This is a genomic window from Streptomyces sp. Edi2, assembly GCF_040253635.1.
In the GTDB taxonomy this organism is placed as follows: Bacteria; Actinomycetota; Actinomycetes; order Streptomycetales; family Streptomycetaceae; genus Streptomyces.
Genome location: NZ_JBEJGX010000003.1, coordinates 548,488 through 566,148, shown reverse-complemented (window position 1 = coordinate 566,148; position 17,661 = coordinate 548,488). Strand labels below are relative to the sequence as shown.

The following is a 17,661-nucleotide window of genomic DNA, read 5'->3' as shown; positions in this document are numbered from 1 at the left end:
CCAGTCCTCCTGAACGTCTCTGGTTGCAGGGCGTGAGGGAGAGGTGCGCCGGAAGGTTCGATCGATGCGCAGGAGGGTGGGCTCAAGCACTCATCAGGTGAGCTGGTCCCGTGTGATGCCGCTGAGCCGGTCGCTGGACTTCGACTCGGCGGCGCGAGTCATGCGCACATTCGGCAGTTTTCCTCGCCAGAGCTCTCGCTCGCCTGTGGTCCGGAATCCGTAGCGCTCGTAGAAGCGGACCGCTCGCTCATTGTATTCGGTGACCCACAGACGCATGGGTGCACCTCCCGCCCAGGCGAGGAACGCGGTCATCATTCGGCTTCCGACACCTTGCCCCTGGACTTCGTCGAGCAGATACATCGGCCCGAGGGTGCTCACCTCGTCCCGTCGGCCGCAGAGAAAGCCGACGATCCCCGTCCCGGAGCGGGCCGATACGGCAGAACAGCAGGTCCGGCCGTTGACTCGCGGCTTCGATGAACTCCCGCCACCGGAGGGCGCCTTCCGCAGTGGCGGAGGAGCCGCGCTGCTCATGGATCCAGGCCGCATCGATCCCCGACTCCTCGTGGGGACAGGTCTGCAGCCAGACCCTCACACAACGCGGCGTGCTTCAGCGTCGATGGGGCCGGGCCGGGCCAGGTGGGGAGCCGATGGTGATCAGACGGATCCCATGTCGGCCGACACCCAGTGCTCCGGCTGCATGCAGATGACGACGTGCTCACCGAGCTCGGTGCGGTCGTACTCCACGAAGTCGGCGACCTTGTCCTGTGGGAGGTACCGCGCGGCCATCTCCCAGGATCGCTCGCGGCTGTCTGATTCCGTCCTGGTGACCGGTCCCTCCACCGACACGTAGCGCACGGTCGGTTCGGTCCGCTGCACCATCAGACTGAAGCGCCCTGCGGACCGGATTGCCCGCGCTTTCCGGGAATCGGGCCCGGTACGCACCCACAGTTCGCCGCCCGGCGTGTAGTGGTACCAGATGGGTACCGTCAGCGGTGCGCGGTCCGGCCGCTCGACCACCGACAACGCACCGATGTGAGGTTCCGCCAGAAACTGCTCTCGTTCTCGCAACGACAGTGCCATGTGTCCGACCATAGTCCGACCGACAGCTCACCGACGTGAACATGACCCGATCCGGATGCGCGGCCGGCGCGGCGGCCGACAGCCCGCTCATCACACCGATGACGGCCGACCGGGCCGGTGTCTTGCTGCTCAGACCGGTGCCTGCTGACACCGAGGGCACCACACTGTGTGCCGGCCGGCCCAGCGTCCGCTGCAGAGCCGTTCGCGGCAGCGGGGGCAGACGGGATCGGCATCGTCACGGTGGCCGGTGAGCCACGTCCTGCGTGGTGGCACCCGGCCGGCCGCCACCGCCGAGCGCAGTGTCCGTCGCAAGGTCGTGTACATCCGGTCCAGCTCCTGGGTGGTCAGCGAGCCGACGACCCTGGCGGGGTGCAGCTTCGCACGCCACAGGATCTCGTCCGCCAGCAAATTGCCGAGGCCGGCCAGCACCGACTGGTTGAGGAGCGCCGACTTGATACCGCCACGCCGACCGGACAGGGCCTCGCCGAACCCGGGGCGGTCGACCGTCAGCGCATCGGGGCCCTGATCCTTCATCATGCGCGCCACGGCGGGGGCGGCGTCGGCCAGCCACAGACCCTTGAGTTTGCGCTGATCGCGGTAGCGCAGCTGCCGGTCGTCGGCGAGGGTGAAAGTGACACGGTCGTGCGGATGCAGCGGCTCGGCCGGCTGACAGCAGACGAGCTGCCCGGTCATGCCGAAGTGCAGCATCAGGGTCGGGCCTCCCTCGGTGGGGGCCAAGAGCCATTTTCCCTGCCGCTCGGGCTCGGTGATGCGCCGCCCCTCCAATGAGCGCCGCAGCCGCCGGGCGCTCACGCCGTGCAGTACACCCGCGTCGTACACATCGATCCGCCGCAGGCAGGCACCCCGCGCACAGGAGTCGAGAATCTTGCGGAAGGCCTCCACATCGGGCAGCTCAGGCATCCGGCCCTCCTTCGGTCGTGCGCGGAAGCCTTCGGACGACGCCGGGCGACGCGGGACGACGCCGGTCGACGTCGGGCGACGCGGGAAGGCATCGGCGGGCGTCAGGTGGCCGGGTGTGCCGGGTCCTTGAGCGTCCAGGCGCTGCCGGAGCACCCCTCGGGCGTGGGCGGGAAACGGTGACCTTTCACGTCGGTGCTCCAATGGTGGCCCTGGCCGCAGTTGCATTCGTAGATGCCGCTGGCGGGCACGATCTCACCCGGGTGGAAGGTCTCGTTGTCGTTCATGCCTCCTGTCTACGACGCGGCCCCCGTCCGCGCGACCCGAGGCGGCGCGTGCGCCGGGCACCCCGTGGACCCCTCCTCCGGGGTGGGCGCCGGCGGAGGCCAGGTACAGGCGACCAGTCGGCGTAGGCGAGAAGATTTGCCGCGACGAGTCCGATGGGCCCCGCGCCGATGACCACTGCGTCCGGCATCTTCCCTTCGCTTTCCCTTCACTTCGCCCAGGAACGTCAGCCGGACGTTCGGCTCGCCGGCCTCAGGTACGTTTCCTGGCGACTCGCTCCGGGGCCGCGGCGGTCTTGGCGAGGCGATCGAGCATGCTGCGGTTGCGCAGCTGCAGGACGGCGTCGAGCGCGCTGTTGTGCAGCAGCCCGCCGGGGCCACGCAGCGGGTGCTCATCGAAGATCACCAGAGTGTTCTCTCCCCAGGCGCGGATCTCGATGGCGATCCTTGCTGTGCCCAGCCACCCACTGTCGACCTCCAGCTCGAGCTGCCGTGGTGGTTCGTGACGACGCACGATGGTCTCGCCGGAGACCGACCACGGCCCCACTCGCAGGGTGTATTCCAGCGTGGAGCCGCACTGCGGCCAGTCACCGGACTTCTCGGTCGTTGCCGACGGGCCCACCACCCAGTCGCTGAAGAGCGACGCGTCGGACAGGACCGCCCACACGTCCTCGGGGGGCTTCCTGATCAGCCGGTGCCGCACGGCCATACGAGCCTCCTGGGTGCCGACGAGACATAGCCGCCGAGTGACAAGCCTAGAGCGGTACCGGCCGGTGGGCCTCTTGACGGGCGTCGGAGCAGGGGCGTCGGAGCATGGGCGTCGTAGGCCGTGGCGACGGGGGCCGTGGTTATGGGGCTGTGGCGACGGCGCGGTGGCGACGGGAGCCGTGGGGGTCACCGGCCACCAGAGGGATCGGACCGGTCCGCCCGTCGTGGAACGTCCGCCGGAGGCATGTCTGCCGCCTTCGAGGAAACACCCTGAGAAGACTTGATCCTGAGAGGACTTGATAAGGAGCCCGGAGCATGCTGATGCCCGACCCCAAGGACGTGCGGACCCTGCTGAGCCGGTATGCCGATGCGCGGTTGGCTCACGAGGAGAGGTCGACCCTCAAGTCCGCCACCCGGCTGGACGATGTGTCGTACACCCTGTGCGTGGCCACAGCGACCACACGGATCAACGACGCCCTCGCCGCCGCCGACCGCATTCTGGCGCAGTCCCCGCCGCCTGCCCCCAGCCGCTCGTGAGGGCGTGCATCAGGGTCCACGACAGCGCCGACGAAATTTTTCCACGACGGCCGGCGCCGCCCGGGTGGCGGTGCGTGCCCACCGGACGTGGACTGGTATTGCCCACGGCAGAGCCGCCGGGAAGGCGAACCGAGGAAAGGATGAGCAGTCGTGCCTGCAGGATCAAGCAAGAAGCGTGAACGGCAGTACGAGCACATCAAGGAACAGGCCGAGGAGCGTGGCACCTCGCAGAAGCGGGCCAAGGAGATCGCCGCCCGCACGGTGAACAAGGAACGCGCCCGCTCCGGCGAAGCCAGGACCGCCTCCAAGGCCTCCCTCCGCGACCCGAAATCCGCTCCGCAACGCGGCGGGGAACGCTCCCACCGCGGGCCCGGCGGCCCGACCAAGGACCAGCTCTACGAAGAGGCCAAGAAGAAGAACGTCGAGGGCCGCTCCACCATGAACAAGGACCAACTGCGCCGGGCCGTCGGCCGCTGACGCCTGACAGCAGCCCGGTCTTGCGGAGACAACTGCCCGGCCTGCGGAGAGTGCTGCCCGGCGCAGCCATGTGCGCCCCGATGGGAGCAGCGGGCTGCGCCCGGCAGCGGAACCCTGCCAATGCAGCACCTTTGCGGTCAGTGCAGCGCTCCTTCTTCCGCTGCCAATTGGGCCAGGCGGTCACCGAAGCCTCCCGCAGCCCGGGGGCGCAATCGGCTCGAGGTCTCCACCGGACAGTCCGGGGTGCGCAGCACGCGATGTCCGTTGCGTTCGAGTGTGCGGACGAGGGCGTGATCCTCGCCCACGGGGAGGGCGGGGAACCCTCCGGCCTCCTGATAGGCCTCGGCGGCCACTCCGAGGTTGGCACCGTGGACGTGTGGGTGGCGCCAGAGCGCACCGTGAGGGGGGCGAGAGGCGTAGTACACCTCGTGGTAACGGTCTGCGAGCCGGCGGACCGGCGGCCACTGGGTCACGGTGACCGTACCGACCACCGCGTCCCATCCGGCGCGTGCCTGGTCGAGCTGGAACGCGAGCCAGTCGGGCGGCACGGCACTGTCGGCGTCGGTGGAGGCAATCCATGTGGCGGAAGCGGGGGTTCCCAGCGCGGCAAGGGCGTGCTGCGCGGCGGCGGCACGGGCTTTGCCGGGATTGCGGGATCCCAGGTACAGCACGCCGGCACCCGCCGCGCCGGCCACCTTCGCCGTGTCGTCCCCGCAGGCATCGGCCGCCACCACGGTCATCACCTGCAGGCCGGCCAGCGCGGGGTGGCGTGCGGCAGCGTTCACCGCGGCGAGCGCGCGAGGCAGAAGAGACTCCTCGTTGTGCGCGGGGATGACTACCGCTATCGCCTCCGGGTTCATGTCAGCCCTTCTCTCCGCGCCGGCGACAGGGGCCGGCTCCGGCCCGGGCCGATACGGCCGAAGGTCTGAAGAACGAAGTCGTCCTCGCGGTGGTCGGCGGTCAGGGCCAGACCGGGAACCCTTGCGAGGACGGGAGCGAGCTCCGCTCCGGTGGCCAGGTGTGCGTCCGCCGGGTGGTTCCAGTGGACGGTGAGAAGGGTGCCACCGGGTTCGAGGGCGGTGACCGCGCGACGCAGCAGATCGTCCAGCGTCGCGGCGTCGAAGTAGTAGAGCAGCTCGGACAGGACAATGAGGTCGAAGGACCCGTCGGGCCACTGCTCGGGAAGAGTGCGCTGTTCAATCCTTACGTGAGGGTGGCCGGCGGTCCGGCGTGCCGCCGTGTCGGCGGCGGAGGCGACGCGGTCACACGCGAGCAGCGCATCACACCGTTCGGCGAGCCGCAGTGTCAATTCCCCCACGGAGCAGGCCGGTTCGAAAGCGCGGCGGTAGCGCGGCTGAGGGAGGGAAGCGAGGGTGAGGTCGTACTTGCGGTGCTCGTACCACCGCTCGGCCAGATGCCATGGGTCGGGCGAGTGCCGGTACATCGTCTCGAAATACGAGGCGGGGGTGCTCACCGGAAGACCACCTCCGCAGCCCGCAGATGATGGGCGATCTCCTCCGGTGGCAGGATCGCGGCATCGCCCGGCTCGGGCCCCAGCGGGCTGATCTGGCTGGTGAAGCGACTGATCGCCGAGGTCTTGCGGGCCAGCACGGTGGGCGGGAGGAGGATGCGGGCGGCCGTCTCCCAGGGCACACGGGGGTCATCGGGCCGCGCCCAGTGCCACATCCAGACGGGGTAGTGCAGGCAGGGCACCCCGGCCGCGCCCGAGGCGGCGAGCGCCGCACGGCCCGCGGCCTCGTGGTCGGCGTGGATGTCACCCGTCCAGGGCGCGGCGCAAAGAGCTGCCCCCGCCATCACCTCGGCCAGCCTGGTGCGGAGGCGGTCTTCATGGGCCGCGACGCCGGTGTCCGGCACGTGCAGCCGGATGATCTCCGCATCGGCGGCGCCCAACTCGGCCAGCGCGGCGCGGGCTTCCTTGGCACGTATGCGCGCCAGGGACTCAGGGGTCTCCACTCGGCTGTGCGGGTGAGAGCGTTCTCCATCGGTCACGCTGACGACCGTCAGGTCCATCCCGGCGGCTGCCAGCAGGCTGAGGGAGCCGCCGAACCCCAGCACCTCGTCATCCGGGTGCGCAGCGACCACGACGGCACGGCCCGTGGACGGCAGCGTGAACTCCGGCAGCGCGTCCCACCCGGCCCAGTTCCGCCACTCGCTCTCATCGGTTCCGCGGGCCTGGATCGGGTCGGCGGCCGGCTCCTCCTGGCCCGGTGTCGTCATCGGCCGACCTCCGGGCGGGTGATCAGGCGACCGAGCTCTGCGAGGTCGCGTTCGGCATGGTGCTGGAGGAGATAGACGCTCAGATCGGCGACGTTGCGCGCATGGCGCAGGTCGTGGCACAGGGGCCCGGCGCCCGTGGCCCGGCCCACGTGGGACAGCGTGGCGCTGCACGCCTGTTCGACGAAGGCGCGCACGCGGAGACTGCGCAGCCTGGCCGCTCCGCTGTTGTCGTGCGGATCCTGGTCGATCTCGGCTGCCGTCCGTTCCAGGAGCGCGCCCGCGGCGTGGAGGTGCATATCGACAGCGCCGAGGTGAGCGTCGGTGTGGGGATGCGGGTTGCGGTGCGCGGCGCTCCGCAGCGGTTCGGTGACCGCGAGGGCTCCGCCGTACCAGCAGGCTGCCACGCCTATACCGCCGTGCTGAAAGCCCGGGCGCCGTACGTAGTCCTCCACGCCTCCCACGGGTACGGCAGGCAGATCCGTGATCCGCACGTCGGGGGTGTCGCTGCCGGCCATACCGATGGCCTGCCAGGTTCCCGGCACGGGTTGGCAGCCGGGGCCGCCGGTGCGGACGGCGAACAGCCGGCGGCCGTCTTCGGCGGTGGCCGTGATCAAGGCATGGGTGCAGCTGTGTGCGCCCGAGCAGTACCGCTTGAGGCCCGCCAGGCGCCAGCCCGCTTCGGTGCGGGTCGCGGTGACACCTTCGCCGGGCGGTTCCGCCGCCCATACTCCCCACCGTTCCGCCGGCCCAGGAGTGGGACCGCGTAGTTCCGCGAGGATCGCGGTGGCGTCGACATGCCCCTCGACGAGTCGTGCCAGGCAGAGATCACGCTGCGCGACGGCCCGCAGGGCGGCGAGGCGTTGCACTGTGTGCCCGGAGCCGGGCAGCGGGAATTCCAGGGCCCCGGAGGCGATGTCCGCGACGGTGGACACGAACCGTTGCGCGGTTTCGCGCCGGGCCTGCCCGGGCCTGAGACCTGAATCCTCGTCCAGGTCGAGGTCCAGGTCCAGGTCCAGGTCAGCGGGGCTGGCGAGACCGGCGGCCGGCGGAGTGGTCAGCTCATTCATACGAGAACTCCTTGGCTGCAACGGAGAGCCCGAGCCGCGGCCGGCTCAGGCGCGGCCGACTTTCGTACTGTGACATGAGATCGCGAAGCCGGCCCGCTGTGGCAGGTGGAGACGGCGAGGGCAGCGAGCTCGCCGTGCCCGGGGCACCGGCTCCCTAAGGAAGCGGTGTACCGCCGGTGGCATTGAGGATCTCCGCCGTGATGTAGCTCGCCTGCGGTGAGGCGAGAAAGACGTAGGCCGGAGCCATCTCCGCGGGCTGAGCCGGCCGTCCCAGGGGTGATTGCTTGCCGAAGGTGGTGGTGTCCGGGAGCGTCGCCGGGATCAGAGGAGTCCACACCGGCCCGGGGGCGACCGCGTTGACGCGGATACCGTCGGAGGCCAGCATCTGGGCGAGCCCCTGGGTAAAGGTGACGATGGCGCCCTTGGTCATCGCATAGTCGAGCAGGTGCGGGCTGGGCTTGTAGGCCTGCACAGAGGCGGAGTTGATGATCGAACCGCCGTGCGGAATGTGCGGCAGGGCCTTCTTCGAAAGCCAGAACATGCCGTAGAGATTGGTGCGGACCACGCGGTCGAACTGTTCGGTGGTGATGGCGCTGATGCCGTCGGGCTGCGACATCTGGTAAGCGGCGTTGTTGACGAGGATGTCGATCCTGCCGAACTCCGTCACCGCGCGTTCGATCAACCGTTCGCACTGCTGTTCCTCGCGGACGTCGCAGGGCACCGCCACCGCGGTACGCCCGGCCTCCTCGACGTGGCGGGAGGTCTCACGAGCTTCCGTGCCTTCTTCCGGCAGATAGGTGAACAGGACGTCCGCGCCCTCGCGTGCGAAGGCCAGGCAGACGGCCCGCCCGATACCGGAGTCCCCGCCGGTCACCACGGCCTTGCGCCCTTCCAGAAGGCCGCTGCCCCGGTAGGAGTCCTCCCCGTGGTCGGGGGAGGGTCCATGGGCCCGGTCCAGCCCGGGTGGGCCTGGTCTTGCTGCTCGAACTCCGGCTGAGGATGCTTCGTGACCGGGTTCTGGTCGGCTCGGTTGTCGCCTGCCACTTCAGGGCTCCTTCATCGAATGAGAAAGGTGAGGCGCCCCGGTGCGGGACCAGGACGGGCCGGGATCGGGCGGAGAAAGAGGGACCTGCAAGAGCTCAGCCCATCGCCTTGCGGGGCTGGTAAGGCTGCCGCTCCGGCCGGCACCTGGCAGTTCAGGGCGTGAGAACGGTCTTGATCATGCCGTCTTCCTTGGCCTGGAAGGTCTTGTAGGCTTCCGGCCCTTCTTCGAGGGGCAGCGTGTGGGTGGCGAAGTCGTCGACACCGAGGACGTCGGCATCGGTGAGGAGCGGGAGGATGTCGGGCACCCATCGCTTGACGTTGGCCTGGCCCATGCGCAGCTGGATCTGCTTGTCGAACAGCGTCAGCATCGGCATGGGGTCGACGGCGCCACCGTAGACACCGATGAGCGAGATGGTGCCGCCGCGGCGTACGACGTCAACCGCCGTGGTGATGGCAGCCATGCTGTCCACGCCGGCTCGGCCCATCAGCCTCTCGCCCAGGGCGTCGGGCAGCAGACTGGCGAACTGCTGGGCTGCCTTGGCCAATGGCGCGCCGTGTGCCTCCATGCCCACCGCGTCGATGACGGCGTCGGTGCCGCGGCCCTGGGTGAGGGCGCGGATTTCCTCGCCGACGTTCTTTCCGTGTTCCTGCAAGTCCAGGACGTGCACACCCCGGGAGCGTGCCCGCTCCAGACGCTCGGGGACAAGATCCACCCCGATGACCATGGCGGCGCCCTGGTGGAGGGCGATGCGGGCGGCCATGTCGCCGATCGGGCCCAGCCCCAGGACCGTGACGGTCCCGCCCTGCGGGATGTCGGCGTAAGCGACGGACTGCCACGCGGTCGGGAGGACGTCGGAGAGGTAGACGTAACGCTGGTCCGGCGGACCGTGGGGCACCTTGACAGGGAGAGTGTTACCGAAGGGTACGCGAAGCAACTCGGCTTGCCCGCCGGGGACTTGCCCGTAGAGCTTGGAGAAGCCGAAGAGCGCGGCGCCCATCCCTCGCTCGGTGACCTGGGTCGTCTCGCACTGTGAGTGAAGCCCTTGGGTGCACATCCAGCAGGTGCCGCAGGAGACGTTGAAGGGCACGACGACCCGGTCCCCGACCGACACGGCGGTGACCTCCGGCCCGACCTCCTCGACGACGCCCATCGGCTCATGGCCGAGGATGTCACCGGGATCGAGGTACGGCCCGAGCACCTCGTAAAGGTGCAGGTCAGACCCGCAGATCCCGGTCGACGTGATCCGGACGATGATGTCGGTCGGGTCCACGATCTTGGGATCGGGAACCGTGTCGATGCGAACGTCGCGCTTGCCATGCCACGTCAAAGCCCTCATGTGTCTCCTCCGAATCACTGTGTTCGATAGTGTGATTTTTACCCGGTTTGCCCCTGTTCGGCATCAGCGTGAGCGGCGCAGGCGCAGGCGCAGGCGTCGGTGGCGGGCGCGGGCAGTGGCAGCGGGCCGCGGGCCGCGGGCCGCGAGCGGGAGTAAGCCGGTATCCGGCACTTGCGCACCCATGTCCCGTGGAAGGGCGGAGGGCGCACCTGCAGCCTGAAGTCTGGCCCCAATGCCTGGAACGGTATGCGCCGGGCATACGTGTGCAATGGACCAACGCAGCGCAAGCAGGACACCGTCGGCAGGCCCCGTCTGGGCAGGGTGGCTCTACCTCGGGCTGGCGGTGCTGGCCGGTACCCAGCTCTTGGCGACCCTGCTGCAGTCGGGAGCACGCGATCCGGGATTCGTTCCCGGCTTGGTCGGTGTGATCGCGTTTCCGGCCCTGGCCGGGGCGGCTCTGCCGCGTCGAGCCGGCATGAGGTAGCTCTGACAAGATGACGCGATGTTCGATTTTGGCATCGCGGGATACCAGCCGTTGTGGTTGAACCGCCGCAGCGACGTTGTGCGCGAGCACGCGCAGCGCTTGCGTGGCCTTGCCGGCCGGACTCTGACGGGCGTCTGGATGGTCTGGGACCGTCAGGACGACGAGTGGTTCTGTGATTGCCCGGTTCTGTTCGACTTCGAGGGCGAGCAGGTCGAGATCAATCACCAGAAGTTCGACGACCTCTCCCTCACGTGGAACACGATCGACCCCGCCGGCCAGGTCCGGTGGCCCGGCTTCGACCTGCGGTGGCGTACCGAGCCTCTTCCCGGACTGCACGCACTGCGGGGCCTGTCCCTCACCAGGGTCGAACTGCTCGACTGGACAGGCTTGGACGGCAGGGATCTGGCCCGGAACGTCGACCTCAGCTTCGTCTTCGGAGCGAGTCGGGTGACCGTCTTCAATGCTCTCGACGAGAACGGGCTGAGCTTCGCCCCGCCTGATCGGCGTCAGCGGTCCCACCCCCTCGACTGAGGCATCTGCGGGGAGCTGTGCCGCCAGTTCGGGGGTGATGAGCAAGGAACCGGCCGGGGGCTCAGGAGCCGGCCGGGAGGAAGCTGTCCCTGCCCTTGTCGAAGACGGGGCGGTAGGTGTCCCACTTCCGTTCCGGTGCCGAGACGGAGATGTCGTACTCCCGGCCGCCTTCGCGGCCGAAGCCGAGTTCGACGGCGCAAAAGCCGCGTTCCCGTCCCTGGAAGGCGTACTCCCACACCGCCGCCGGCCGGCCCCGGAAGGAGGTCTGCTGCAGACGCAGCCTGCGGTAGACGGGGTAGTTCACCTTCGTGTTCGTCTCCCTGTCCGCGAAGTGGGACACCGGGTTGGGGCCCGCGGGAGCCACTGTCCGGATAGAGATCTCGACCAGTTCGGTGGGGTCGATGTAGGTGACCTGCTCGGCCGTTGCGTAGCGGTTGAGGGGCGGACGCCGGTGTGGCGGGAGGAGCCGTAGGCCGGTCGTGGCGGGACGGGCCGTAGGCAGGAGGTGGCGGCCAGGCCGTGCGCAGGACGTTCCCGGGAGGTCGTCGGCAGAAAAGCCACCGGCCCCGCGGGAACTCGGTACGCCGTTGGTCCGACTAGTGGGCTGTGGAACGGAGCGAGGAGAGGTCAGGGGCCCCAGCGGAGCGGCAGCCGGGCGGTGCGGGCGGCCTTGAGGTGCGGCTTCGGGGGGTGGTGTGTCGCCATGGCCGCCTGGAAGCGGTGACCGGGGTCGATCTGGAGGTCGGGGCCGGTGAGCGGATTGCTCTGACCGGCACGAACGGGTCGGGGAAGACGACGCTGTTGCGGGCGGTGCTCGGTCTGCACCGGCAGGTCGACGGGGAGATCGTGGTCGGTGGCCGGGGCTGCCGCAGCGCTGCCGAGTGGGCGTGGCGGAGAAGAGCGTGCGGGTGGATTCCGCAGCGGCCGGCACCTGGGCGCTTTCCGTTGCTCGCACGGGAGTTGCTGGCGAGCAGCGGTGACCTGACGGAGGCGGAACGGGCGGCCGAACGCCTGGGCATGGGCGGCCTGGCGGACCGGCCGGTGGGCAGTCTCTCGGGTGGTCAGTTGCAGCGTATGCACCTGGCGCGGGCGGTGGGGTGCGTGGCGGCCGGAGCGGGCGTGCTGCTCGCGGACGAGCCGACCGCGGCGCTGGACTTCGCGGGCCAGGAGGAGGCCGCCGAGGTGCTGACCACGCTGCCGGTGACGCTGCTCGTGGTGACCCACGACCGGGCCATGGCCGCGCGCTGTGACCGGACGCTGGAGATGGCCGCCGGACAGCTGCGGGAGGTGTCGTGAGCGCGTGGGGGCAGGTCGGTGACCTGTGGCAACTGGTCCCGGTGCAGCGGGCCGGGGCGGGGCTGCTGCTGGCCGCCTTCGGGCTGCCGGTCGTCGGTGTGGTGATCGTCGGGCTGGACATCATGCCGGTGCGCTTCGCGATGATGCATGTGGCGCTGCTGGGCATCGCCGTGGGCCAACTGGTGGGTCTGGACCCGGTGTTGTGTGCGCTGGTGGCGTGTGCGCTGGCCGGGGCGGGGGTGGCGCCGCTGGCCCGCACCGCCGAGGGCCTGTCCGGGGCGATGGGCCTGCTGATGAGCCTGGCCATTGCTGCCGCCTTGTTGATGCTGGCGCTCTCCGGGGTGAATGCCAATGGGGCGTTCGCGCTGTTGTGGGGGTCGATCCTTGCGGTGCGGCCGGCCGATCTCGTCGTGCTGGGTGTGCTGGCCGTGGCCGTACCGGGGCTGTTCCTCTGGCGCCGCCGCGATCTGGCGCTGCTGCTGCACGACCGGGAGCTGGCGTTGTCCTCCGGCGTGGCGGTGCAGCGGCTGACCGTGGTGCTGCTGGTGTTGGTGGCGGTCGCGGTGGCCGGTGCCATCCGTCTGACGGGCGCGCTGCTGGTGGACGCGCTGACCTTGCTGCCGGCCCTGGCCGCCCGCCGTCTCGGCCGTTCGCTGGTGTCGATCACGCTCTGGGCGATCGGCATCGGCGTCGTCGTGAACGTCGTCGGCTTCCTGATCTCGCTGGCCTGGGATCTGCCGCCCGGTCCGGTTCTCGTCCTCGCCGCGGGGGCGGTCGCCCTTGCCGCTCATCTCATACCCGAACGGAGAACTTCATCATGGCGCACGTCCGCGTCCTCTTCCGCCCCCTCGCCGCAGTCACCGCACTGAGTGCGGTGCTGCTCCTGCTGACCGGCTGCGGCGACGGCTCCGGCAAGGCCGGTACGGACCGGGCCGGCGAGTCGGGGTCGGCGTCGTCCGGTCCCGTGGTGGTCGCCACCTCCAGCTGGGAGGCGGCGCTGGCCAAGGCGGCCGGGGCCAAGAACGTCAAGTCCCTGGTTCCCGCCTCGGTCCGGCATGCGCCCGACTACGACCTGAAGCCGTCCGACCTGGCAGCGGTTGCCGGGGCCGATTACGTCCTCTACGCCTCGTTCGAGCCCTTCGCGGGCCGCATCAAGGAAGCCGCGGGCTCCAAGGCGAAGCTGATCGAGGTCAATCTGGACAACGCGCCCGCGACCACCAAGGGCGAGGTGACGAAGCTGGGCAAGAAGTTCGGGACGGAGCGGACCGCGGCCAAGTGGAACAGCAGGTTCACGGCGGAGTGGGCCTCCCTTGCCAAGCAGGTGAAGGCCACCTGGCCCGGTGGCAAGGCTCCCGCGGTGGCGGCACAGAAGTTCACGACGTGGGTGGCCGGGCTGGCCGGGGCGAAGGTGGTCGGTACCTACGGCCCGGAGGCGGTCACACCGGCCCAGCTGTCCGCACTGTCGGCGAAGAAGCCCGCCTTTGTGCTGGACAACGAGAACATGTCGACCGGGACCGTGCTGCCCGGCTCGGGCGCCAAGCAGCTGAACATCGTGAACTATCCGGGCGCGGACCTCGACCTGCTCGGGGTCTACCGCAAGGCGGCCGGCCAGATGAAGAAGGCGTTCTCCGGGTCCTGACCGGCTCCTGGCCGGTCGGCTTGCACGCGAGCTTGCGCGGAGGCTCGCAGGGAAACTCGTACGGGAGGTCGTACGAGAACCTGCGCGAGAGCTCGTACGAGTGGGGGAGGGGCCGCCGGGTGCGGCCCCTCCCTCCTGGCCTCAGCCGGCTTGGGCGTGGGCGGTGGGGAACTCGGCGGCCGCCCTCTCCCGTAGTGCGGCGCGATCGGGCTTACCCGCCGGGGTGAGGGGCAGCTCGTCGGTCACCAGCAACAGACGCTCCGGGTGTTTGCGGCGTTCCAGGCCACGTGCGTCCAGGTGGCCGCACAGGCTCTCAAGTCCCGGCTTCCGTCCGGCCCTTGGCACCACACACGCCGCGAGCCGTTCGCCCATCAGGGGATCGGGGACGCCGACGCACATCACCTCGCGGATGTCCGGATGGGAGGAGAGTTCGCCTTCGACCTCGGCGGGGCTGATGTTCGCACCGCCGCGGATCACGATGTCCTTCAGGCGGCCGACGACCCGCAGGGTGCCGTCGGCGTCCAGCATGCCGAGATCCCCGGTACGGACCCAGCCGTCGGCGGTGCGGTACCGCATGTTCAGCTCGGGTGCGCCGACGTAGCAGAGCGGGGTCATCGGGCCGCGCGCGACGATCTCCCCCGGTTCACCGTCGGTGCCCCCGGGCAGCGGGGCGATACGGATCTCACACACGCCGGGGACGGGGCGGCCGACCTTGATCCCCGGGCCGTCGTCCGGGTGGTCATCGACGGTGCGGTGGTCATCGACGGCGCTGTGGCCATCGGGAGCGCTGTGGTCATCGACGGCGCTGTGGCCATCGGGAGAGCCGTGGTCTTCGACGGTGCGGTGGTCACCGGCCGCGCTGTGGTCATCGCGGGCGCTCTGCCCGGTCAGGCCGCCGTGGCAGTTGACGCCGTCGGCGGAACCGTAGAGGTTGACCACCGCGCAGCCGAAGGCCCGGCGGGCTTCGTCGCGGGTGGCCGCGTCGAGCGCGGAGCCGCCGAGTATCAGGGCGGTCAGCCCGGCCGGCGTCTCGCGGGCATCGGGCAGCCGGTCGAGCATCATGCGCACCATGGTGGGCACGCCCAGTACGTGGGTGGGCCGGTGGGCGAGGATCGCTTCCAGGGCCGCGTCGGGCGTGAAGCGGTCGAGCAGGACAAGGGAGCCGCCGTGCCGGGCGAGGGTGACGGCGGTTCCGCTGCTGCCGAAGGCCGAAGCGAGCGGCACCAGGAAGAGGCAGCGGGGCCGCATGCCGTCGCGGAGCAGCGGCGCGAGCGTGTTGCCACGGCCGCCCGCGAGCGCATTGTGTGAGTACGCCACCATCTTGGGCTCGGCCTCGGACCCGGAGGAGACCAGGATCCGTGCCGCCGTGTCGGGGTCGGGGCGCGCGGGAGTGAACGCGGTCGCGTCGGCGCGCAGCAGATCGGCCAGCGACAGGCAGCCGTCGGGGACCGGACCGGGGCCGGCGGCGATCACGGCACGCAGGGCGGGAAGTTCGCCGGACAGTCCGGCCAGCTCCCGTGCATGCTGGGCGCCGCGGTGCTCGGAGGCGGCGATGACCGCGCGGGCCCCGGAGCGGCCGAGCAGCGACACGGCCTCCCGCCCGCCCCGTCCGACTGGGAAGGGCAGGACGACAGCGCCCAGCGCGGCCACGGCGAGGTCGGCCGCGACCGCCTCTCCGGTGTTGGGGAGTTGGACGCCCACCACGTCCCCGGGACAGACGCCTGCCTCGGCGAGCCCGGTGGCCAGACATCGAGCCTGGTGGTCCAGTTCCGCGTAACTGACCTCGCCTCGGGCGTCGATCACGGCTGTGGCGTGCGGGTCGGCGGTCCTGCGGGCCCGGAACAGTGCGTACAGGTCCAGGTCGGGGCAGTGGCCCTCGGCGGCCCAGGCGCGCCGCAGCGTGGCGGGGACCAGATCGTGGAACCGGGAGGGGAGCGGGGCTGTCATGCGAACCTCCAGGGCGAGGGGACGACGAGGGAACCGTGGGAATCGCGGGTCAAGGCCCCGCGCAGACACGGGTCCTCAGGAAGAGCGCCGAGGTCGGTGGTGACGCTGGTGGCAGATTCGCCCTGCTCGCGCAGGGCCGCGACTGCCTGCTCGGATGACAGCTCTCGCAGGCGCGCCGACTCGGCTTGTGCCATACGGGAGGAGGCGTCGGCCGGCGCCATCCATCCGTCGGCGGTCGCCGGCGGACGGCGGAATCCGGCCGGGCGGCGGGGGTCCCGGCCCGCCGCGGCCCGTCGCACCGCGGGTGCGGTGAGCGTTTCCGCGGCACCGAGCAGTGAGGACTCCACCCGTACGCCGCGCCCGCTGCGCTCACGGAGCAGCAGACCGGCGAGCACGGCCTCGGCGCCGACGAGTCCGCCGAGCACGTCGATCAGGGTCATGAGGGAAGGGGCGGGCGGCTCGTCGGCCGGCCGGGCCGCTTCGCCGACGGCAGTACGGGCCTGCACCATGAAGTCGGTGCCCATGGGGGCATCGGGCAGGCGGCCCGCCCAGCCGCTGGTATAGGCGTACACCAGGCGCGGGTTGACGGGCGCGAGATGGCCGGCGCCCAGCCCGAACTGTTCCGCTTTGCCCGGAGCCCAGTTGTGAAGGAAAACGTCCGCGTCGGCGGCCAGCTCCCGCAACTCTGCCTGCCCGGCGGCCGACTTGATGTCGACCTCCACGGCGCGCTTGCCACGGTTGAGGGCGAGCCAGCGTGCGGAGACCCCCGAGGCGCAGGGCGGCATGCCGCGCAGCGGGTCCCCGCCGGGCGGTTCTATCCGTACGACATCCGCGCCGAGCAGGCCGAGCAGATGGGCGGCGAGCGGGGCCTGGATGCGGCGGCCCGCTTCCAGCACGGTCAGGCCGGAGAGCGGAAGGGCGCAGGAGGACAGGGCACTGGAGGACAGGGCTCCGGAAGGCAGGGCGCCTGCGTGAAGCAAACGGGAGGAGCGGGCGCCGGACGACAGGGATCCGGAGGCGGGCGGGGCCCCTGCCCCGGGAAGGGTTGCGAGGGTCCATGGTGCGGTGGCAGGGGCCGCCTCCGCCGCCCGCTCGGCCAGCGTATGCAGGGCGCACACCTCGGCCCCCGACGCGGCGGCGGCCTCCCGTATGCGCGTCCAGGAGACAGTGCGCGCAGTCCGGTGCAGCTCCTCGGGCAGGGGTGCGCAGGCGGTGGCGTAACGGAACTGGAAGGCGGGCCAGCCGGCGCGGATCGCCGCCTCGGGCGCGCCGAGGGCGCGCCAGAACCGGGCCCAGGGGGCGGGCTCCAGCGCCTCCAGCTCGAAACGGGTGCCACCCGCGGCGGTGAACGGCGGGCCGCCGGGAGCCGGGGTGACCGCTTCCGCCTCGGGCGCGTTCGCCGCCGCGGCGTACTGGGAGACCGCCAGCAGTGCTGCCCGGTCGGCCCCGGTGGCGACGGCCGTGGCACCGCCTCCGCCTCGCGCCTGGCCGAGGAGCGCGGCGAGCAGGCCCTGCACGGTGAGGACCGACGCACAGGTGGCTGCGTAGTCGACGGCGAGACCGCGGGGCGCGCCGTCGCGTCTGCCGTGTACATGCATCATCCCGGTGGCCGCCTGGACGGTTGCCTCGTCGGTGGCGTCCGCTTCCGGCAGGACGTCCGCCCAGCCGGTGTACGCGGTCACCTCACCCGGTCCACGGCTGGTTGCGGTGAAGCACGCGGGGCCGGTCCGCGCCGCCGGGGTCTCCGGTGCGCTTGCACCCAGCGACCGCAGGTGGGCCAGTGCCGGGGCGGTGAGTGCGGCAGGCCCCGAGACCTGTATGTCCACCTCCTCCAGCGGCCGGTGCGCACCGATGACGGTGGGGCTTCCCACGGTATTCACGGCATTCACGGCGTTCCTCTCGGGCGACGGCAGTGTGCGCCGCGTGTCTCGTGCGGCGTGGACGTACGGGTGTGGACGTACGGGTGTGGACGTACGGGTGTGGACGTACGGGTGTGGACGTATGGGCGCGGACGTATGGGCGTGGACATACGGGAACCAGACGACGACCGGGGCCGACCAACTCCACGGCCAGT

At 70.7% G+C, this 17,661-nt stretch carries 19 protein-coding genes and 1 pseudogene; 6 read left to right on the top strand and 14 right to left on the bottom strand.

All coding sequences use genetic code 11. The features are described 5' to 3' along the window. Nucleotides 1-93: 93 nt before the first annotated feature. The 5 genes from ABR737_RS06000 to ABR737_RS05980 form a co-directional block, all read right to left on the bottom strand. Entirely contained in the window at nt 94-531 is a 438-nt protein-coding gene (locus tag ABR737_RS06000; RefSeq protein ID WP_350256688.1) for a GNAT family N-acetyltransferase, read from the bottom strand. Nucleotides 532-654: 123 nt separating this feature from the next. Beyond that, nucleotides 655-1,080 carry a pyridoxamine 5'-phosphate oxidase family protein gene (locus ABR737_RS05995; protein WP_350249141.1) on the bottom strand — a complete coding sequence of 142 codons (426 nt, stop codon included), beginning with the start codon at nt 1,078-1,080 and terminating at the stop codon, nt 655-657. Between the two features lie 129 nt (nt 1,081-1,209). Then, complete coding sequence (locus ABR737_RS05990) at nt 1,210-2,001, bottom strand: Fpg/Nei family DNA glycosylase (RefSeq protein ID WP_350249140.1); 792 nt, start codon at nt 1,999-2,001, stop codon at nt 1,210-1,212. Nucleotides 2,002-2,102: 101 nt separating this feature from the next. Continuing rightward, complete coding sequence (locus ABR737_RS05985) at nt 2,103-2,285, bottom strand: hypothetical protein (protein WP_350249139.1); 183 nt, start codon at nt 2,283-2,285, stop codon at nt 2,103-2,105. A gap of 250 nt (nt 2,286-2,535) precedes the next feature. Further along, nucleotides 2,536-2,991 (bottom strand): SRPBCC family protein, encoded by a 456-nt coding sequence (locus ABR737_RS05980; RefSeq protein WP_350249138.1) that lies wholly within the window; start codon nt 2,989-2,991, stop codon nt 2,536-2,538. Between the two features lie 314 nt (nt 2,992-3,305). On the opposite strand from ABR737_RS05980, the gene ABR737_RS05975 reads away from it, so the two are divergent. Further along, entirely contained in the window at nt 3,306-3,527 is a 222-nt protein-coding gene (locus ABR737_RS05975; RefSeq protein ID WP_350249137.1) for a DUF5133 domain-containing protein, read from the top strand. Nucleotides 3,528-3,677: 150 nt separating this feature from the next. Beyond that, a complete protein-coding gene (locus ABR737_RS05970; RefSeq protein ID WP_350249136.1) occupies nt 3,678-4,004 on the top strand; it encodes a plasmid stabilization protein in 327 nt (108 codons plus the stop codon). 137 nt (nt 4,005-4,141) lie between these two features. On the opposite strand, the gene ABR737_RS05965 is transcribed toward ABR737_RS05970, so the two are convergent. The 6 genes and pseudogenes from ABR737_RS05965 to ABR737_RS05940 all read right to left on the bottom strand — a co-directional run bounded on the left by ABR737_RS05965 (nt 4,142) and on the right by ABR737_RS05940 (nt 9,690). Then, nucleotides 4,142-4,864, bottom strand: a complete 723-nt coding sequence (locus ABR737_RS05965) for a glycosyltransferase family 2 protein (protein WP_350249135.1) — start codon at nt 4,862-4,864, stop codon at nt 4,142-4,144. After that, the gene (locus ABR737_RS05960; protein ID WP_350249134.1) at nt 4,861-5,478 is read right to left on the bottom strand and encodes a methyltransferase domain-containing protein; all 618 of its coding nucleotides are present in this window, start codon (nt 5,476-5,478) and stop codon (nt 4,861-4,863) included. The genes ABR737_RS05965 and ABR737_RS05960 overlap by 4 nt, the downstream gene beginning before the upstream one ends. After that, nucleotides 5,475-6,242, bottom strand: coding sequence for a PIG-L deacetylase family protein (locus tag ABR737_RS05955; RefSeq protein WP_350249133.1), 768 nt, complete (start codon nt 6,240-6,242; stop codon nt 5,475-5,477). Before ABR737_RS05955 ends, ABR737_RS05960 begins: the two co-directional genes overlap by 4 nt. Next, the gene (locus ABR737_RS05950; protein WP_350249132.1) at nt 6,239-7,309 is read right to left on the bottom strand and encodes an acyl-CoA dehydrogenase family protein; all 1,071 of its coding nucleotides are present in this window, start codon (nt 7,307-7,309) and stop codon (nt 6,239-6,241) included. The genes ABR737_RS05955 and ABR737_RS05950 overlap by 4 nt, the downstream gene beginning before the upstream one ends. Before the next feature lie 154 nt (nt 7,310-7,463). Beyond that, nucleotides 7,464-8,353, bottom strand: a pseudogene (locus ABR737_RS05945) (SDR family oxidoreductase). 152 nt (nt 8,354-8,505) lie between these two features. Then, on the bottom strand, nt 8,506-9,690 hold the full coding sequence (locus ABR737_RS05940) for a zinc-dependent alcohol dehydrogenase (protein ID WP_350249131.1): 1,185 nt from the start codon (nt 9,688-9,690) through the stop codon (nt 8,506-8,508). Between the two features lie 502 nt (nt 9,691-10,192). Between ABR737_RS05940 and ABR737_RS05935 the strand changes: the two genes are divergently transcribed. Continuing rightward, on the top strand, nt 10,193-10,705 hold the full coding sequence (locus ABR737_RS05935) for a hypothetical protein (RefSeq protein WP_350249130.1): 513 nt from the start codon (nt 10,193-10,195) through the stop codon (nt 10,703-10,705). Between the two features lie 61 nt (nt 10,706-10,766). Here the strand turns inward: ABR737_RS05935 and ABR737_RS05930 are convergent, their stop codons facing one another. Beyond that, nucleotides 10,767-11,207 (bottom strand): serine/threonine kinase C-terminal domain-containing protein, encoded by a 441-nt coding sequence (locus ABR737_RS05930; RefSeq protein WP_502964474.1) that lies wholly within the window; start codon nt 11,205-11,207, stop codon nt 10,767-10,769. 209 nt (nt 11,208-11,416) lie between these two features. Here ABR737_RS05930 and ABR737_RS05925 point away from each other — a divergent pair, with 209 nt between their 5' ends. From ABR737_RS05925 to ABR737_RS05915, 3 genes are read left to right on the top strand one after another with little or no spacing between them, the layout of a single operon-like run. Continuing rightward, entirely contained in the window at nt 11,417-12,001 is a 585-nt protein-coding gene (locus ABR737_RS05925; protein WP_350256687.1) for a metal ABC transporter ATP-binding protein, read from the top strand. Beyond that, a complete protein-coding gene (locus tag ABR737_RS05920) occupies nt 11,998-12,870 on the top strand; it encodes a metal ABC transporter permease (protein WP_350249128.1) in 873 nt (290 codons plus the stop codon). Before ABR737_RS05925 ends, ABR737_RS05920 begins: the two co-directional genes overlap by 4 nt. After that, nucleotides 12,819-13,640: a metal ABC transporter substrate-binding protein gene (locus tag ABR737_RS05915; protein ID WP_350249127.1), complete on the top strand. Its 822-nt coding sequence runs from the start codon at nt 12,819-12,821 to the stop codon at nt 13,638-13,640. The genes ABR737_RS05920 and ABR737_RS05915 overlap by 52 nt, the downstream gene beginning before the upstream one ends. 141 nt (nt 13,641-13,781) lie before the next feature. On the opposite strand, the gene ABR737_RS05910 is transcribed toward ABR737_RS05915, so the two are convergent. Continuing rightward, nucleotides 13,782-15,587, bottom strand: a complete 1,806-nt coding sequence (locus ABR737_RS05910) for an AMP-binding protein (RefSeq protein WP_350249126.1) — start codon at nt 15,585-15,587, stop codon at nt 13,782-13,784. Continuing rightward, nucleotides 15,584-17,467, bottom strand: a complete 1,884-nt coding sequence (locus ABR737_RS05905) for a CoA transferase (protein WP_350256686.1) — start codon at nt 17,465-17,467, stop codon at nt 15,584-15,586. The genes ABR737_RS05910 and ABR737_RS05905 overlap by 4 nt, the downstream gene beginning before the upstream one ends. Between the last annotated feature and the right edge of the window lie 194 nt (nt 17,468-17,661).

Coding starts and splice junctions, on each gene's coding strand:
- ABR737_RS06000 (WP_350256688.1), bottom strand. CDS start 531: ATGAGCAGCGCGGCTCCTCCGCCACTGCGGAAGGCGCCCTCCGGTGGC.
- ABR737_RS05995 (WP_350249141.1), bottom strand. CDS start 1,080: ATGGCACTGTCGTTGCGAGAACGAGAGCAGTTTCTGGCGGAACCTCAC.
- ABR737_RS05990 (WP_350249140.1), bottom strand. CDS start 2,001: ATGCCTGAGCTGCCCGATGTGGAGGCCTTCCGCAAGATTCTCGACTCC.
- ABR737_RS05985 (WP_350249139.1), bottom strand. CDS start 2,285: ATGAACGACAACGAGACCTTCCACCCGGGTGAGATCGTGCCCGCCAGC.
- ABR737_RS05980 (WP_350249138.1), bottom strand. CDS start 2,991: ATGGCCGTGCGGCACCGGCTGATCAGGAAGCCCCCCGAGGACGTGTGG.
- ABR737_RS05975 (WP_350249137.1), top strand. CDS start 3,306: ATGCTGATGCCCGACCCCAAGGACGTGCGGACCCTGCTGAGCCGGTAT.
- ABR737_RS05965 (WP_350249135.1), bottom strand. CDS start 4,864: ATGAACCCGGAGGCGATAGCGGTAGTCATCCCCGCGCACAACGAGGAG.
- ABR737_RS05955 (WP_350249133.1), bottom strand. CDS start 6,242: ATGACGACACCGGGCCAGGAGGAGCCGGCCGCCGACCCGATCCAGGCC.
- ABR737_RS05950 (WP_350249132.1), bottom strand. CDS start 7,309: ATGAATGAGCTGACCACTCCGCCGGCCGCCGGTCTCGCCAGCCCCGCT.
- ABR737_RS05940 (WP_350249131.1), bottom strand. CDS start 9,690: ATGAGGGCTTTGACGTGGCATGGCAAGCGCGACGTTCGCATCGACACG.
- ABR737_RS05935 (WP_350249130.1), top strand. CDS start 10,193: ATGTTCGATTTTGGCATCGCGGGATACCAGCCGTTGTGGTTGAACCGC.
- ABR737_RS05915 (WP_350249127.1), top strand. CDS start 12,819: ATGGCGCACGTCCGCGTCCTCTTCCGCCCCCTCGCCGCAGTCACCGCA.
- ABR737_RS05910 (WP_350249126.1), bottom strand. CDS start 15,587: ATGACAGCCCCGCTCCCCTCCCGGTTCCACGATCTGGTCCCCGCCACG.